Raw genomic sequence first — 15,825 nt, forward strand, 5'->3', positions numbered from 1 at the left:
CGCAAAAGACGCCGTCGCGCGCCCGGATATTCCGGGCGCGCGACAGACGCTGAGTGGATTCCGGCGGCGGCCTACGCCGTCGGCCGCTCCACGCGGAAGATGTGCGCGACGTGGGCCAGGGGGTCCAGCCGGACGTAGTTGAACTGGCCCCACTGGTAGGACTCGCCGCTCACCTCGTCGTGCACCGTGACGGTGTCGTCCCAGTCCACGCCGAGTGCCGGCATGTCCAGCGACGTGGTGCCCTCCTGCGCGAACTTCGAGTCGAGCGTGCACACCACGAGCACGGTGTCGCCCGTGGCCGGCTCGGTCTTCGAGTAGGCGATGAGCGCGTCGTTGTCGACGGTGTGGAAGTGGATGTCGCGCAGCTGCTGCAGCGCCGGGTGCGCGCGCCGGATCTCGTTGAGCCGCGTGATGTAGGGCTCCAGCGACTTGCCGCTCGCCGCGGCCCCCTCGAAGTCGCGGGGGCGCAGCTCGTACTTCTCCGAGTTGAGGTACTCCTCGCTCCCCGGCTTGGCAGGCTCCCACTCGTACAGCTCGTAGCCGGAGTAGACGCCCCACGTCGGCGCCATCGTGGCGGCGAGGGTGGCCCGGATGGCGAACATCGAGGGGCCACCGGTCTGGAGTGACTCGTGGAGGATGTCCGGGGTGTTGACGAAGAGGTTGGGCCTCGCCTCGTCGGCCCGCTCCGCATGCATCAGCGCGAACTCGGTGAGCTCGGCCTTCGTGGTGCGCCAGGTGAAGTAGCTGTAGGACTGCGTGAACCCGAGGCGGGCCAGCCCGAACAGGCGCGCCGGGCGCGTGAACGCCTCAGCGAGGAAGAGCACGTCCGGGTAGCGGGACTTCACCTGCCAGATCAGCCAGTGCCAGAAGTTCGGCGGCTTGGTGTGGGGGTTGTCCACACGGAAGATCCGGACGCCGTGCTCGACCCAGTGCAGAACGACGCGCAGCGACTCGGCGTAGATCCCGGCCGGGTCGTTGTCGAAGTTGATCGGGTAGATGTCCTGGTACTTCTTCGGCGGGTTCTCGGCGTACGCGATGGTGCCGTCGGGCCGGACGGTGAACCACTCCGGGTGCTCGGCCACCCACGGGTGGTCGGGCGCGCACTGGAGCGCGAAGTCCAGCGCCACCTCCATGCCGAGGTCATGGGTGCGCGCCACGAATGCGTCGAAGTCGTCGATCGTGCCGAGCTCGGCCTCGATCGCGTCGTGCCCGCCCTCCGCCGAGCCGATGGCCCACGGCGAGCCGACGTCGCCGGGCCCCGCGTTCACGGAGTTGTTGCGGCCCTTGCGGTGCACCGTGCCGATCGGGTGGATCGGCGGCAGGTAGACCACGTCGAAGCCCATCGCGGCGACACGGTCGAGCTCCTTGGCCGCCGTGACGAACGAGCCGTGCACGGCGCGGCCGGTCTCGTCGCGACCACCTGTGGAGCGGGGGAAGAACTCGTACCAGGAGCCGAAGAGCGCCCGCTCCCGGTCGACGTAGATCTGCTGCGGACGGCCCCGGGTGATCAGCTCACGGATCGGGCGCTCCGTCATGATCGTCTGGACCGCCGGGAACAGCGCGGGCGCGACCCTGGCGTGGAGAGGCAGCGCGGTGTCGCGCAGGGCGTTGGCGGCGCCGAAGAGCAGGTCGCGGTGGTTGCGCTCGCCGGGACGACGGCCCACTCGCTGCAGCAGCCGGGCACCGACCTCGAGATCGTTGGCCAGCTCGTCGGGGCCCTGGCCGGCATCGAGCTTGACGGTGACGGCGTGGCGCCATGTGGACCACGGGTCGCTCCAGGCGTCGACGCGGAAGGTCCACAGGCCGGACTCGGGCGCGGTGACGATCGCCGCGAAACGATCGGTGCCGGTGCCCGTGGGGGTCATACGGACGTGGTGGGCGGGTTCGCGACTGCCCACCTTCTTCCAGACCACGTTGGCGGCGACGGCGTCATGACCTTCCCGCCACACCGTGGCGCCGATAGGGATCACCTCGCCGACCACGGCCTTGCTGGGATGGCGGCCACCGCTCACCGAGGGGCTGACGTCATCAATTCCCAGCCGACCCGTCATCGTCGGCTCACCCCCCAGCTGCACGCCCATCGCGGAAGTCACAAACCTATCTACCCGTTATGGCCCAGGTCAGAACGGGTCGCTGCCGTTCACGTGATCGTGACCTGATGTCCGCCGTACGGACGAAGCCGCGTCGGCGCGGCGTCTCGGTCGCCCCCCGCCGCGGGCCGCGCGGCGGAAGGCCTCACAACGCTTGACCGATCACGGAATCCATTCATCTATGGTTCCCGCCGTGAGAGCTCTCCGGCGATTCACCGTACGCGCCCAGCTGCCAGCGCCGCTGGCACCGCTACAGGCCCTGGCGACCAATCTGCGGTGGAGTTGGCACGCACCGACGCAGGACCTCTTCGCCGCCCTCGACCCGGACGCCTGGGAACGGGCGGGACACGACCCCGTGCGGCTGCTGGGAGAGATCTCCTCGGCGCGCTTCGGTGAGCTCGCCAAGGACGCCGACACCGTCGTCACGGTCCGGGAACTGGCCGACGATCTGGAGAGCTACCTCCAGGAGCCGCGCTGGTACCAGATCGAGCGCGAGGACGACCCCAGCCTGCCCGCGGCCGTCGGCTACTTCTCCATGGAGTTCGGCGTCAGCGAGGTCCTGCCGAACTACTCCGGTGGGCTCGGCGTGCTCGCGGGCGACCACCTCAAGGCCGCCTCCGACCTGGGCGTTCCGCTGATCGGGGTGGGGCTGCTGTACCGGTCGGGGTACTTCCGGCAGTCCTTGTCGCTGGACGGCTGGCAGCTCGAGCACTACCCGGTGCTCGACCCTCAGGGCCTCCCGCTGCAGCTGCTCACGGACGCCGACGGGCAGCCCGTGCTCATCGACGTGGCCATGCCGGCGGGGCGCACCCTGCGGTCCAGGGTGTGGCAGGCGGCCGTCGGCCGCGTGCCGCTCCTGCTGCTCGACTCCGACATCGAGGAGAACGAGCCCGACTACCGCAGCGTCACCGACCGGCTCTACGGGGGCGACCAGGATCACCGCATCCGGCAGGAGATCCTCGTCGGCGTCGGCGGGGTGCGTGCCGTGCGCGCGTTCTGCGCGGTCACCGGCCACGCCGAGCCCGAGGTGTTCCACACCAACGAGGGACACGCCGGCTACCTGGGGCTGGAGCGCATCCGTGAGCTGCTGGCCCGTTCGGAAGCCGGTGCGCAGCCACTCACCTTCGACGAGGCCGTCGCCGCCGTCCGCGCGGGCACCGTCTTCACCACCCACACCCCGGTGCCCGCCGGCATCGACCGGTTCCCCGTCGACATGGTGCAGCACTACTTCTCCGACACCCTGCTCCCCGGGGTGCCGATGGACCGGATCCTCGCGCTGGGCGCCGAGGAGAACCCGAACATGTTCAACATGGCGCACATGGGGCTGCGGCTGGCCCAGCGCGCCAACGGCGTTTCGCAGCTGCACGGGCGGGTCTCGCGCAGCATGTTCGGCGGGCTCTGGGAGGGCTTCGACGCCGACGAGGTGCCGATCGGCTCCGTCACGAACGGCGTGCACGGCCACACGTGGGAGGCCAGGGAGGTCACGGCTCTGCTCGGCGACCCCGGCCCCGGTGCAATGGCCGGACAGCCGTCGCACGAACCGGTGTCCGACGAGACGCTCTGGGAGCTGCGCGGCGCGTTGCGTGCCCGGCTGGTCTCCGAGGTTCGGCGCCGCGTCCGGGAGGCGTGGCTGCAGCGCGGGGCGTCGACGCCCGAGCTGGGCTGGACCGACCAGGTCTTCGACCCGGAGGTGTTGACCGTCGGGTTCGCCCGGCGCGTCCCCACCTACAAGCGGCTCACCCTGATGCTGCGCGACAAGGATCGGCTGCGTGACCTGCTGCTCGACCCGCACCGCCCGGTGCAGCTCGTCGTCGCAGGCAAGAGCCACCCCGCCGACGACGGTGGCAAGGCGCTCATCCAGGAGGTCGTCCGCTTCGCCGACGACCCTGCGGTGCGGCACCGCATCGTGTTCCTGCCCGACTACGACATGTCGATGGCCCGCTACCTCTACTGGGGCTGCGACGTGTGGCTGAACAACCCGCTGCGCCCGCTGGAGGCGTGCGGCACGTCGGGGATGAAGTCGGCGCTGAACGGGGGGCTCAACCTCTCGATCCGCGACGGCTGGTGGGACGAGCTCTACGACGGCGCCAACGGGTGGGCCATCCCCACCGCCGACGGGATCGACGACCCGGTCCGGCGCGACGACCTCGAGGCCAACGCGCTCTACGAGCTGCTCGCCACGCAGGTGGCTCCGGCGTTCTACGAGCGCACCGACGGTGTACCCGTGCGCTGGACGGAGCTGGTGCGCCACACCCTCACCACGCTGCGCCCCCAGGTCCAGGCCACCCGCATGGTGCGCGAGTACGTGGAGGACTGGTACGCCCCCGCCGGCCGCGCCGCCGCCCGGATCGTGGCCGACGACTACGGCCCCGCGAGGGAGCTGGCCGCCTACCGGGCCCGGCTCAACGCCGCGTGGACGCGCGTCGGTGTCACCGGCGTGGACGCCTCCGGGCTGCCGGACACCCCCGAGGTCGGCGCGGCCATGACGGTGCGGGCCGCCGTGGAGCTCGCCGGACTCGCCCCGTCGGACGTCATCGTGGAGGCCGTGGTGGGACGGGTCGGCCACACCGACGACCTGGCCGACGCGGTGACCGTGGCGATGCAGCACGTCGGCGACGCGGACGGGATGGGCGAGCGCTTCGAAGCAGTGGTGAAGCTCCCGCACGCCGGCCTCACCGGCTACACGGTCCGCGTACTGCCGTCCCACCCCCTCCTGGCCACGCCCGCGGAACTGGGCAAGGTCGTACTCGCACACTGACGCCGGCCCTGCCGCGAACGAACGGCACTTTCGTCCGGATCTATTGGATGGGAGTGCCGTTCGTACGGGGCTGGGGTGTGGTGTTCCCAGGGTGGGGCTGGACGAGCGGCGCTTTGGTTCGGACCTATTGGGCGAGCGCGCCGTTGGTTCGGCGGCCGCGCATCGGAGGGGGCGGAAGATCATGCCTGCCCGCCTGATCACGGTCCCGCCTGGAATCAACGGCACTTCCGTCCGGATCTATTGGATGGGAGTGCCGTTCGTACGGGGCGGGGGTGCGGGGTTCCCAGGGTGGGGCTGGACGAGCGGCGCTTTCGTTCGGACCTATTGGGCGAGCGGCCCGTTCGTTGGGCGGGGCGCCGGAGGCGGGGGCGGGGCGTGCTCGTGCACAAGCACGCTGGCCTGCACGTGTTGTCTCCGCGGGCCCGTGTGGAACGAGCGGCACTTTCGTCTGGGTCTATCGGGCGGGAGTGCCGTTCGTTCGGGGCGGGCGCGCGGCGCCTACCAGGGCGGAGTGGGACGAGCGGCGCTTTCGATCGGATCTAGTGGACGAGCGCGCCGTTCGTGCGGCGGAGGGGTGCGGTGCGTGCGTGGCCGCCCGTCCTGTGTGGGACGAGCGGCACTCTCGTCTGGATCTATCGGACGGAAGTGCCGCTCGTTCGGGCGGGGTTTTTCGGGAATTCTGGGAGTATTCGGAACGGGACGTTTTCGTGCTCAGGGGTCGTGCGACTCGTGTACGGTCGGGGCGGCGGAAGTGGGTCCGAGCGAGCCGAATTGCCGGCGCCGGCGTTCATGAATCGCTCGTTTCTGGTGGGGGTGTGTCATTCCGGAGGATTCTGCCGTGTCCGCGAAGCGGGCCGCGGAGGAACTGCGAGAACGGATCGAGGGCTCGGTTCTGCTGCCGGGTGATGCCGGTTACGACGGGGCGCGGGCGGTCTGGAACCAGGCCGTCGACCACCGGCCGGCTCTGGTTGTGCGGGGTGCGAGCACCGAGGACGTACGGGCTGCGGTGCGTGCGGCTCGATCGCACGGTCTGCCGTTGTCGGTGCGCGGCGGCGGCCACGACTGGCTCGGACGGGCCGTGCGGCCCGACGGGTTGGTGCTCGACATGAGCGGGCTGCGGGCCGTCGAGGTCGACGCCGGGGCGCGGGTGGCCACGATCGGCGGAGGGGCGCTCTCGGGCGACCTCGCGCAGGCCGCCGCCGAGCACGGGCTCGTAGCGGTGCTCGGCACCGTCAGTGTGGTCGGGGTGGCCGGGTTGACGATGGCGGGCGGGTACAGCCCGCTGAGCCCCCGGTTCGGCCTCTCGTTGGACAACCTGCTCGGAGCGGAGATCGTCCTCGCCGACGGCACGGTGCTGGACGTCGACGAGTCGCACAACGCGGATCTGTTCTGGGCGCTCCGCGGTGGAGGCGGCAACTTCGGCGTCGTCACGTCGATGCGGATCCGGCTCCACGCCGTGCCCACGGTGGTCTCCGGCCCGATCGTCTTCCCCTGGGCGCAGGCGGAAGCGGTGCTGCGCGGGCACGCCGAGCTGGTGGCGACCGCGCCGGACGAGCTCGGCATGGTCGGGGGCATCGTCCCGGGCCCTGACGGAGGGCCGGTGGTGGCGTTGACGCCCGTCTGGTCCGGAGATCCGGCGGACGGCGAGCGGTTCCTGGCCAAGGTGGCCGCCCTGGGCACACCGATCGTCGAGCAGGTGCGGCCGATGCAGTTCCAGGAGACGTTCGTGCCGGCCGACGCCCGGGCCGCCGTGCCGGCACGGTCCGCGATGCGCACCCGATCGTTGGCGGAGTTGGGTCCCGACTCGGTGGCCACGCTGGTTGCTGCTGGTGGTGACCGGACCTCGCCGCTGTCGGTCGTGTCGTGGCAGTACCTGCGCGGGGCCGCGACGCGAGTGGCCCCGGACGCCACCGCGTTCGGGACGCGCTGCGACCACTTCATGCTGCAGATCATCCCGGTGTGGGACACGGCAGGCGGGGCCGAGCGGCACGTGGCCTGGGCCGAGGAGCTGAGCCGCGCGTTGGCCCCGCAGGCCCTTCCGGGCGGCTACCCCAACCTGCTGGCGCCGGACATGCGCGAGCAGACCGAGCACTCGTACGGAGCGAACCTGCCGAGGCTGCGGCAGGTGAAGCGGCAGTACGACCCGGACTCGGTGTTCACGGCGACGCCGATCCCCGCCTGCTGAGACCAGGAACGGTCGTGCTCAGCCCTTCGCCGCGAGCTTCGCCTGCCAGGTGTAGATCTGCGTGCCGGCGGTCTCCTCGCCGTTGTCCGGCGCCGCCCACATCGTGATCACGTCCCCGTCCGCGGCGAGCTTCAGCGGGTTTCGGGTCATGACGTGGCCGGCCTCCGACCATTGCTGGAACGGGAACTCGTTGACGACGGCGTGCGAGCGCAGGTCGAGGAGCGCGATGCCGCCGAGCTCGTAGGTGGCCTTCGTGCCCCCGGCGCTCGGCGTCTGCGGCAGGTTCGTGATGCCTCCGCAGGCCATCTTTCCCTTCGGCACGTACTGGCAGTCCTGGAAGTCCACCAGGTTCTCGGGGTTCTTCCATGTGGTGACGGGCTTGCCGCTCGGCGTCCACTCGTAGAACTTCCGCGAGCCCCAGTTGTTGCCGACCAGGTGCCCCGTGGAGGCGTCGTAGACGATCCCGCCGATGTGGTCGTCGACCGTGAACTCCGCGGTGACCTCGAGGGTCCGGACGTCCACACGGTCGATCTCGGCAGTGCTGCCCGGCCGGTACTGCGCCACGGGAATCCAGAGGTCGTCTCCGTGCAGGTCGATTCCGCCCGGGTGGTAGACGTCGCCCTCGCCGAGGATGACGTCCTTGACGAGCTTCCCGTCGCGGTCGATGACGAACAGGTGGCCGATCCCCTTGCCTGGCGTGCGGTCGAACCCGTCGACGGGCGCGGGATACGTCTTCGTGGGTTCGATGATCTGCGTGGATGTCAGGTAGAACCGGTCGGCCGTGACGACGAGTCCTTCGGGGTGGTAGGTCGGGAAGCCGAGCTTCACGGTCGACAGAAGCTGCCACTCCGTCGAGCGGTCCACCGCCGCGAGATCGGAGGCCAGGTCACCGTCGGAGGCGGCGGGCGGCGAACTTGCCCCCGGCTCGGCGACGGCATTCCCGGCTGCCGGGAGCAGAGCCGCGAGTGCCAGTGCCGCCGCAGCGGCTCCCACAGCGAACATGCGCGAACGACGACCCATGACGGTGCACTTCTCCTGCGTGAGGTAGCCAGTGGGAACCGGCCACCGCAGCGTCGCCGTCGCGGGACCGCGCGCGAACGCTAGAGATCGTCACTGGCCCCGAGTGCGCACCGACGTGAACGGGGCCGAACATCCACCCGACATCGCGCGACGCCTGGCGGACGGCAGGCCCCGCGGGTCAATTCCGGTGGGCGGGGGGGCTACCGGGACGGCTCAGCCGCAGCAACCGCCGCCGCAGCAGCCGCCTCCACCGCCACCGACCCGGGCGGGTTCGGGGGAGCGTGAGCTCAGCCCGCCGACGGCCACGGTGGTGAGCAGCTTGACGGTGTCCTCGTGCCCGTCGGGGCACGGAGCCGGATCGCTCGCGGCGGTCATCGAGCGGCTGACCTCGAATGTGGAACCGCACTCACGGCAGCGGAAGTCATAACGGGGCACGGAGGGAGCGTACGTCCTCAGGAGGTGCGCAGGAGGAGCAGTGAGCGAGGCGGGAGGGTGATCGTGGTGCGGCCGGGCAGCGGGCGGGTGCTCACCGGGTGGCCGTCCGGCCGGGTGCTGTCCAGCACCGGCGTGAACGGGCCGCCCCGGGGCAGCGTCGCGGCCAGCGCGGGATCGCCGGCGTGCAGGAGCAGCAACCACTCCGCCCGCAGCAGGCCGAGGCTGTGCAGGTTGCCGTCGTGCCAGTCGTGCCCGCCCATCCGCCGTCCCGACGGGTGCCACCAGAGCACCTCGCCGTCGCGGTAGAAGCGGTCGCGGTGCAGGGCGGGGGAGCTGCGGCGGATCTCGGCCACCCGAGCGGTGAACGCGGTGAGCGCGGCGGCCTCGTCGTCCGTCCAGTCCACCCAGGACGTCTCGTCGTCGAGGCAGTAGGCGTTGTTGTTGCCGCCCTGGGTGCGCCAGAGCTCGTCGCCGCCGAGCAACATCGGGGTGCCGGTCGAGAGCAGCAGCGTGGCGAGCATCGCGCGAGCCGTCGCCAGCCGCCGCGAGACGAGCACCGGTGAGGTCGTCTCGCCCTCCACGCCGAAGTTCTGCGAGCGGTTGTCGTCGGTGCCGTCACGGTTGTGCTCGCCGTTGGCCTCGTTGTGCTTGTGCTCGTAGGAGACCAGGTCGCGCAGGGTGAAGCCGTCGTGCGCGGTCACGAAGTTCACCGACGCCCACGGACGGCGACCCGAGAGCCGGTACAGGTCCGAGCTGCCGGTCAGCCGCGAGGCCACCTCGCCGATACCGCCGTGGCCGCGCCAGAAGTCGCGCACGGCGTCGCGGTAACGGCCGTTCCACTCCGACCAGGCCACGCCGAACCCGCCCACCCGGTAACCCTCACCCGTGGCGTCCCACGGCTCGGCGATGAGCTTGACGCGGGACAGCACCGGATCGACCGAGATCGCCGTGAGCAGCGGCGCGTTCGGGTCGAACGCCCCGGACCGAGGCCGGCCGAGCACACTCGCGAGGTCGATGCGGAAGCCGTCGACGCCGAAGACGGTGACCCAGTGCCGCATCGCGTCGCACACGAGCCGGATCACGGTCGGCGAGCCGGAGTCGAGCGTGTTGCCGGTGCCCGTGATGTCGGCGTCGTGGCCGTTGCCGCCCAGCGAGTAGTACGCGGGCGCGTCGAGTCCGCGGTAGGAGAGCGTTGTGCCGCCGACGCCGCCCTCCGCGGTGTGGTTGGGGACGAAGTCGAGGATCACCTCGATACCCGCCGCGTGCAGCGCGGCGACCATGGCGCGGAACTCCTCGATCTCCGCGCCCGGGACGCTCGCGTACCCGGCGTGCGGGGCGAGGAAGCCGAGCGTCGCGTAGCCCCAGTAGTTCGTGCGGCCGCTCTGCAGTAGCGGCGGCTCCTCGGCGATCGATGCCACGGGCAGCAGTTCGACGGCCGTGACGCCGAGAGCGCGCAGGTGCTCGACCACGGCAGGGTGGGCGAGCCCGAGATAGGTGCCACGGTGCTCGGGCGGCACCTCGGGGTGCAGCTTCGTGTAGCCGCGGACGTGCAGCTCCGTGATCACGGTCTCCGACCACGGCACGTCCGGCCGCGGCCCCGCCGCGAGGACGTCGGGTTCGGTGACGACCGAGAGGGGCACGTGCCCGAGCGAGTCGACGGTGTTGAGCAGGCCTGTCATGGGGTCGTCGACCCAGCCGCGCGCCGCGTGCAGGTCGGTGACGCGGCCGGTGATCCGCCGGGCATAAGGGTCGACGAGGATCTTGGCCGGGTTGGCGCGCACGCCGTCCCATGGTCGGTACGGACCGTGTACCCGATAGCCGTAGCGCTGCCCGGGCGTCACCCCTGTGAGGTACCCGTGCCAGACGCCGAAGGTGCGTTCCGTGAGCGCCACGCGCTTCTCGCCGAGGGCCCCGTCGGTGCCGTCGATGAGGCACACCTCGACCGCGTCCGCGCTGGTGGAGGCCACGGCGAAGCGGACGCCGCCCGCGTCGGCATGGGCACCCAGAGGGAAGACCGGCACGATCGGCGAGGATAGGGCTGTGGCAGCGCCGGAATCGCACTCTGAGTCCTTCCTCACCGTAGGCAGCACCCCACGCAGCGTCAGCGACAACAGTGACCTCGTCATCGGGATGGAGGGTGTCTCGGTACGACGCGGGAAGTCGACGCTGCTGCATGACGTCGACTGGGCCGTCGAGCTGGACGAGCGCTGGGTGGTGCTCGGACCCAACGGCGCCGGCAAAACCACCCTTCTGAAGCTGGCCGCGGCCGAGCTGCACCCGACCCAGGGCTCGGTGCACGTACTCGGCGAGCGTCTCGGCCGGGTGAACGTGTTCGAGCTGCGCACCCGGATCGGTCTCACCTCCGCGGCGCTGGGAATGCGTGTCCCGGGCGACGAGACGGTGCAGGACGTCGTGGTGAGCGCCGGGTACGGCGTTCTGGGCCGCTGGCGTGAGCAGTACGACACCAGCGACACCGATCGTGCGAAGCAGCTTCTCGACGCGCTCGGCATGCTTCCGCTGGCCGAGCGGATGTTCGGCACCCTGTCCGAGGGCGAGCGCAAGCGCACCCTGATCGCGCGGGCGCTGATGACCGACCCCGAGCTGCTGCTGCTAGACGAACCCGCTGCGGGGCTCGACCTCGGCGGCCGCGAGGACCTCGTCTCCCGGCTCGCCACCCTGGCCGCCGACCCGGACGCTCCGGCGTCGGTGCTGGTCACCCACCACGTCGAGGAGATCCCGGTGGGCTACAGCCACGGCCTCCTGCTGCGCCAGGGCGGGGTGGTGGCCGCGGGGCTGCTCGACGACGTGCTGACGAACGAGAACCTGAGCACGACCTTCGGGCTCCCGCTCGCGGTGCAGCGCCGCCGGGGCCGGTACACGGCCTGGCTGCGGTAGCTGCCCCCTCGGTCCGTCGTGCACCGGCGGCGGGCACGGGCTCATCTAGGGTCGGGCCGTGACTGAATTCGTGAGGCTCGAGGTCGACGGCGGCGTGGGGACGATCCGGCTGGACCGGCCGCCGATGAACGCGTTCAGCCGGCAGGTGCAGGAGGAGCTGAAGGCGTCCGCGGAGGAGGCCACGCGCCGCGCCGACGTTCGGGCGGTGGTCGTCTACGGCGGGGAGAAGGTGTTCGCCGCGGGTGCCGACGTCAAGGAGATGGCCGGCATGTCCATGGCGGACATGGCGCCGGTCGCGCGCAGGCTCTCAGCCTGTTTCGGGGCACTCTCGGAGATCCCGAAGCCCACGGTCGCGGCGATCACCGGTTACGCGCTCGGCGGCGGGATGGAGGTCGCGCTGGGCTGCGACCGGCGGGTCTGCGGCGACAACGCGAAGCTCGGCCAGCCGGAGATCCTTCTGGGGGTCATCCCGGGCGGCGGCGGCACCCAGCGGATGGCCCGCCTGATCGGGCCGTCGCGGGCCAAGGAGCTGATCTTCACCGGCCGGATGGTCGACGCGCAGGAGGCGCTGGCCATCGGCCTGGTCGACCAGGTCGTGCCGGCCGATGAGGTGTACTCGGCGGCCCGGAGCTGGGCCGAGCAGTTCGTCGACGGTCCGGCGATGGCACTCGCGGCGGCCAAGAAGGCGATCGACGGTGGCCTCGACGTCGACCTGCGCACCGGCCTCGACCTGGAGGCGGAGTTCTTCGCTGCGCTCTTCGCCACCGAGGACCGGCAGACCGGGATGACGTCGTTCGTGGAGAACGGGCCGGGGAAGGCGAAGTTCAGCGGGCGCTGACGGCGTCCCCCATATGCTCCCTACCCATGAGTACGGACCCGGCCCCCAACCCGCACGCCACCGCTGACGAGGTGGCGGCCGCCCTGCACGACCGGAAGCTGGCCAACGTCCTCTACCACGACTGGGAGGCGGGCTCGTACGACGAGAAGTGGTCCATCTCGTACGACGAGCGCTGCATCACCTATGCCGCGGATCGATTCCGTTTCGCGGCCGGTGAGGGCGGCTGGCCCTACGAGCATGCGCTGGAGCTGGGCTGCGGCACCGGGTTCTTCCTGCTCAACCTCATGCAGGCGGGTGTGGCGAAGCGTGGGTCGGTCACCGACCTGTCGCCCGGCATGGTGCAGACCGCCCTGCGCAACGCGGAGGGTCTCGGCCTCGACGTCGACGGGCGGGTGGCCGACGCCGAGACGATCCCGTACCCGGACGCGACGTTCGACCTGGTCGTCGGGCATGCGGTGCTCCACCACATCCCCGATGTGGAGCTCGCGCTGCGCGAGGTGCTGCGGGTGCTGAAGCCGGGCGGCCGGTTCGTGTTCGCGGGCGAGCCGACCACGGTCGGCGACTTCTACGCCCGCCGGCTCGGGGCGCTCACCTGGAAGGCCGCGACGACGATCACCCGGCTTCCCGTCCTCGCCGACTGGCGGCGGCCGCAGGAGGAGCTCGACGAGTCGTCGCGGGCGGCCGCGCTGGAAGCGGTGGTCGACATCCACACCTTCGACCCGGCGGAGCTGGAGGAGACCGCGCGCCGGGCCGGGGCAGGCGACGCACGCGTGGTCACGGAGGAGTTCACCGCGGCGATGCTCGGCTGGCCGGTGCGCACGTTCGAGGCTGCCGTGCCGCCGGGAAAGCTCGGGATGGGCTGGGCGATGTTCGCCTACCGCTCGTGGCAGCGGCTGTCCTGGCTGGACCAGAACGTGCTCTCCCGCGTCGTGCCGCGCGGGTGGTTCTACAACGCGCTCGTCACAGGGACCCGATCCCGGTAGTTCCACTGATCCACTCAGCGGCCCGGTCGGCCAGGATGGAGCGGTGACGACGCCGCAGGCCGACATGGAACGGCCGCTGGTGCCGCTGTGGCGCGGCCTGCTGGTGTACCGGGTGCTGGCGCTGCTGAGCGCGTCGGCTGTCGTCCTCTACACACTGCGCGAGTTCGCCTCGCCCGTTGGTGCGGTCGCGGTGCTCGTGGTGATGGCGGCCTGGACGGTGCTCAGCGGTCACGCCTATGCCGGCGGCAGCCTGCCGGGAGTGCCGACGGGCCGGCCGGGCCGCGTCGCGATCACCGACGTCGTCGTCACGGTTGCCGTCATGGCGACGACGCCGATCGTGCAGACGCCGGCGCAGTTCGCCGGGGACGCACCCGTGATGGGCTCGATCTGGACGTCGTGCGCCGTACTCGCCTGCGCACTGGCCTACGGGATCCGCGGCGGCCTCGCGGGTGCCGTGGCCGTGTCGGCGGCGCTGCTGGCGTTCCAGGCTCACTGGCGTGACGAGCTGAGCGACATTCAGCTGCTCGTCCTCGTCGGGGTCGCGATCGGCTTCGCGTCCACGGTGCTGCGCCACTCCGCCGAACGGCTCCGGCTCGCGATCGCCTCCGAGGCGGCGATGGCCGAGCGTGAACGGCTGGCCCGGGCGGTGCACGACGGCGTGCTGCAGGTGCTGGGGTTCGTGCGGCGCCGCGGCGCCGAGCTGGGCGGGGCCGCCGGGGAGCTGGGCGTGCTCGCCGGGAAGCAGGAGTTCGCGCTGCGGACGTTGCTGACCACCGGCGCGGCGCCCGTCGACGCCAACGGCCGCCGCGATCTCGCGGCCGCCCTGCGGATGCTCGGCTCCGAGTACGTCTCCGTGTCGACGCCGGCGCAGCCCGTCGAGCTCGCCGCGCACGTCGTCGACGAGCTGGTGGCGGTGGCGGGTGCCGCGCTCGCGAACGTCGCGGTGCACGTCGGCCCCGACGCACCGGCGTGGGTGCTGCTCGATGACACCGGGGACGGCGTGGAGATCAGCGTGCGCGACGAGGGACCGGGCATTCCCGACGGCAGGCTGGAGGCGGCGGAGGCCGAGGGACGGATCGGTGTGGCCCGCTCGATGCGCGGCCGGGTGATCGACCTGGGTGGCACGATCTCCTGCGACACCGGGCCGGGCCGGGGCACGGACTGGACCATCAGGTTCCCGAAGCGGGAGGTGCCGGCATGACGGAGCTCGAGGCGATCACCGTGATGGTGGTTGACGACCACCCGATCTGGCGCGAGGGCGTGGCCAGGGACCTGACCGAGCGCGGCCTGACGGTCGTCGCCACCGCGGCCGACGCGGATGCCGCGGTGCGGATCGCCGCCGCGGCCCGGCCATGCGTGGTGCTGATGGACCTCAACCTTGACGGCACGTCAGGGGTCCGGGCAATCGAGGGGATCCTGCAGAAGCTGCCCGAGACCCGGATCCTCGTGCTCTCGGCGAGCGGCGAGCACACCGACGTGCTGGAAGCGGTGAAGGCCGGGGCCACCGGATACCTCCTGAAGTCGGCCGGCGCGGACGAGCTGCTCGCGGCGGTGCGGCGCACGGCAGAGGGATTCCCGGTGTTCACCCCCGGGCTTGCCGGGCTGGTTCTCGGGGAGTACCGGCGGCTGGCGGGTGAGCCGGACGGCCCTGCGGCTCCTGCGCTCACCGAGCGGGAGACCGAGGTGTTGCGACTGGTGGCGAAGGGCCTCACGGCGCGGCAGATCGGCGAGCGTCTCGTGCTGTCGCACCGCACGGTCGAGAGCCATGTGCAGAGCACACTGCGCAAGCTGCAGATGCACAACCGCGCTCAGCTCGTGCGTTACGCCATTGAACGAGGATTGGCCGGGGACTGATCACCTGGTGTGGTTGTCGTGTGGCGAACGGGTGATCATGTCTGAACGGATTCCGTGTGGCGTAGCTCCTTGGGAGGATCCGCGACATGTTCGCGGGCGCGCCGCTGGGGCGGGTGACAGGCTCGACGGTGGGCCCGGGGCCCGCGATCACCGCCGTGCTCGTCGGTGAGCCCGCTGTAGGCGCGTATTCCGCGCGCGAGCTGGCTCGCTGTGGCGTCGAACTGCTGCGCGCGGTCGCCATCCGGGGCGCCCTGCAGGTGGTGTTCGAGCTGCGTCCGCGGGTGGTCGCGGTCGACCTCGCGGACGGCCAAACCGCGCTGGCGGTGATCGGGTCGGTCGCTGCGGCGGTCCCTCAGACCCCGGTGCTCACCCTCAGCGCTGCTCCCGACCATGCCACCGTGCTCGCCGCGGTGCGGGCCGGTGCCACGAGCCATCTCGTCGCGCCTGCCGGAGCGGAGGAACTGGCCGACGCCCTGCGGCGCACCGCAACCGGCCACGCCGTGTTCAGCCCCGGGCTCGCCGACGTCGTACTGGAGGAGTTCGGTCGGCCGGCCGATCTGCTGGAGGGCACGCGGCGGCTCACCGAGCGGGAGGCAGACGTGCTGCGGCTGGTGGTCGACGGCCTCACCGCGCGCCAGATCGCCGCCCGGCTGGTCCTCTCGCCGCGCACGGTGGAGAACCACGTGCAGAACGTCTTGCGCAAGCTGCGGTTGCGCAGCCGTGCCGCGCTGGTGCGCTACGCCATCGAGAACGGCCTGGCGTGACGT

General features: G+C 71.4%; 12 protein-coding genes. 8 read left to right on the forward strand and 4 right to left on the reverse strand.

Annotation, left to right across the window (positions count from 1 at the left end; genetic code table 11):
- Positions 1 to 71 precede the first annotated feature (71 nt).
- Positions 72 to 2,051: an alpha-1,4-glucan--maltose-1-phosphate maltosyltransferase gene (locus ABD743_RS35515; protein ID WP_344727636.1), complete on the reverse strand. Its 1,980-nt coding sequence runs from the start codon at positions 2,049 to 2,051 to the stop codon at positions 72 to 74.
- Positions 2,052 to 2,283: 232 nt separating this feature from the next.
- Here ABD743_RS35515 and glgP point away from each other — a divergent pair, with 232 nt between their 5' ends.
- Both glgP and ABD743_RS35525 read left to right on the forward strand, forming a co-directional pair.
- On the forward strand, positions 2,284 to 4,848 hold the full coding sequence (glgP, locus tag ABD743_RS35520) for an alpha-glucan family phosphorylase (RefSeq protein WP_344727638.1): 2,565 nt from the start codon (positions 2,284 to 2,286) through the stop codon (positions 4,846 to 4,848).
- 838 nt (positions 4,849 to 5,686) lie between these two features.
- Positions 5,687 to 7,033: an FAD-binding oxidoreductase gene (locus tag ABD743_RS35525; RefSeq protein ID WP_344727640.1), complete on the forward strand. Its 1,347-nt coding sequence runs from the start codon at positions 5,687 to 5,689 to the stop codon at positions 7,031 to 7,033.
- Between the two features lie 18 nt (positions 7,034 to 7,051).
- Here the strand turns inward: ABD743_RS35525 and ABD743_RS35530 are convergent, their stop codons facing one another.
- The 3 genes from ABD743_RS35530 to glgX form a co-directional block, all read right to left on the reverse strand.
- Positions 7,052 to 8,035 (reverse strand): DUF6454 family protein, encoded by a 984-nt coding sequence (locus ABD743_RS35530; RefSeq protein ID WP_344727641.1) that lies wholly within the window; start codon positions 8,033 to 8,035, stop codon positions 7,052 to 7,054.
- A gap of 231 nt (positions 8,036 to 8,266) precedes the next feature.
- Positions 8,267 to 8,488 (reverse strand): FmdB family zinc ribbon protein, encoded by a 222-nt coding sequence (locus ABD743_RS35535; protein WP_344727643.1) that lies wholly within the window; start codon positions 8,486 to 8,488, stop codon positions 8,267 to 8,269.
- Positions 8,489 to 8,505: 17 nt separating this feature from the next.
- On the reverse strand, positions 8,506 to 10,509 hold the full coding sequence (glgX, locus tag ABD743_RS35540; RefSeq protein ID WP_344727644.1) for a glycogen debranching protein GlgX: 2,004 nt from the start codon (positions 10,507 to 10,509) through the stop codon (positions 8,506 to 8,508).
- 109 nt (positions 10,510 to 10,618) lie between these two features.
- On the opposite strand from glgX, the gene ABD743_RS35545 reads away from it, so the two are divergent.
- The 6 genes from ABD743_RS35545 to ABD743_RS35570 all read left to right on the forward strand — a co-directional run bounded on the left by ABD743_RS35545 (position 10,619) and on the right by ABD743_RS35570 (position 15,822).
- The gene (locus ABD743_RS35545) at positions 10,619 to 11,383 is read left to right on the forward strand and encodes an ABC transporter ATP-binding protein (protein ID WP_344727727.1); all 765 of its coding nucleotides are present in this window, start codon (positions 10,619 to 10,621) and stop codon (positions 11,381 to 11,383) included.
- Positions 11,384 to 11,441: 58 nt separating this feature from the next.
- Positions 11,442 to 12,221, forward strand: coding sequence for an enoyl-CoA hydratase/isomerase family protein (locus ABD743_RS35550; protein WP_344727646.1), 780 nt, complete (start codon positions 11,442 to 11,444; stop codon positions 12,219 to 12,221).
- A 26-nt stretch (positions 12,222 to 12,247) separates the two neighbouring features.
- Positions 12,248 to 13,204: a class I SAM-dependent methyltransferase gene (locus ABD743_RS35555; RefSeq protein WP_344727648.1), complete on the forward strand. Its 957-nt coding sequence runs from the start codon at positions 12,248 to 12,250 to the stop codon at positions 13,202 to 13,204.
- Between the two features lie 43 nt (positions 13,205 to 13,247).
- Positions 13,248 to 14,405, forward strand: coding sequence for a MacS family sensor histidine kinase (gene macS / locus ABD743_RS35560; RefSeq protein WP_344727649.1), 1,158 nt, complete (start codon positions 13,248 to 13,250; stop codon positions 14,403 to 14,405).
- The gene (locus ABD743_RS35565; protein ID WP_344727650.1) at positions 14,402 to 15,058 is read left to right on the forward strand and encodes a response regulator; all 657 of its coding nucleotides are present in this window, start codon (positions 14,402 to 14,404) and stop codon (positions 15,056 to 15,058) included. Before macS ends, ABD743_RS35565 begins: the two co-directional genes overlap by 4 nt.
- A gap of 86 nt (positions 15,059 to 15,144) precedes the next feature.
- Positions 15,145 to 15,822, forward strand: coding sequence for a LuxR C-terminal-related transcriptional regulator (locus ABD743_RS35570; protein ID WP_344727652.1), 678 nt, complete (start codon positions 15,145 to 15,147; stop codon positions 15,820 to 15,822).
- The last annotated feature ends 3 nt before the right edge of the window (positions 15,823 to 15,825 follow it).

The organism is Pseudonocardia yunnanensis, from assembly GCF_039534065.1.
Lineage (GTDB): Bacteria > Actinomycetota > Actinomycetes > Mycobacteriales > Pseudonocardiaceae > Pseudonocardia > Pseudonocardia yunnanensis.

Coding starts and splice junctions, on each gene's coding strand:
- ABD743_RS35515 (WP_344727636.1), bottom strand. CDS start 2,051: ATGACGGGTCGGCTGGGAATTGATGACGTCAGCCCCTCGGTGAGCGGT.
- ABD743_RS35530 (WP_344727641.1), bottom strand. CDS start 8,035: ATGTTCGCTGTGGGAGCCGCTGCGGCGGCACTGGCACTCGCGGCTCTG.
- ABD743_RS35545 (WP_344727727.1), top strand. CDS start 10,619: ATGGAGGGTGTCTCGGTACGACGCGGGAAGTCGACGCTGCTGCATGAC.
- ABD743_RS35555 (WP_344727648.1), top strand. CDS start 12,248: ATGAGTACGGACCCGGCCCCCAACCCGCACGCCACCGCTGACGAGGTG.
- ABD743_RS35565 (WP_344727650.1), top strand. CDS start 14,402: ATGACGGAGCTCGAGGCGATCACCGTGATGGTGGTTGACGACCACCCG.
- ABD743_RS35570 (WP_344727652.1), top strand. CDS start 15,145: ATGTTCGCGGGCGCGCCGCTGGGGCGGGTGACAGGCTCGACGGTGGGC.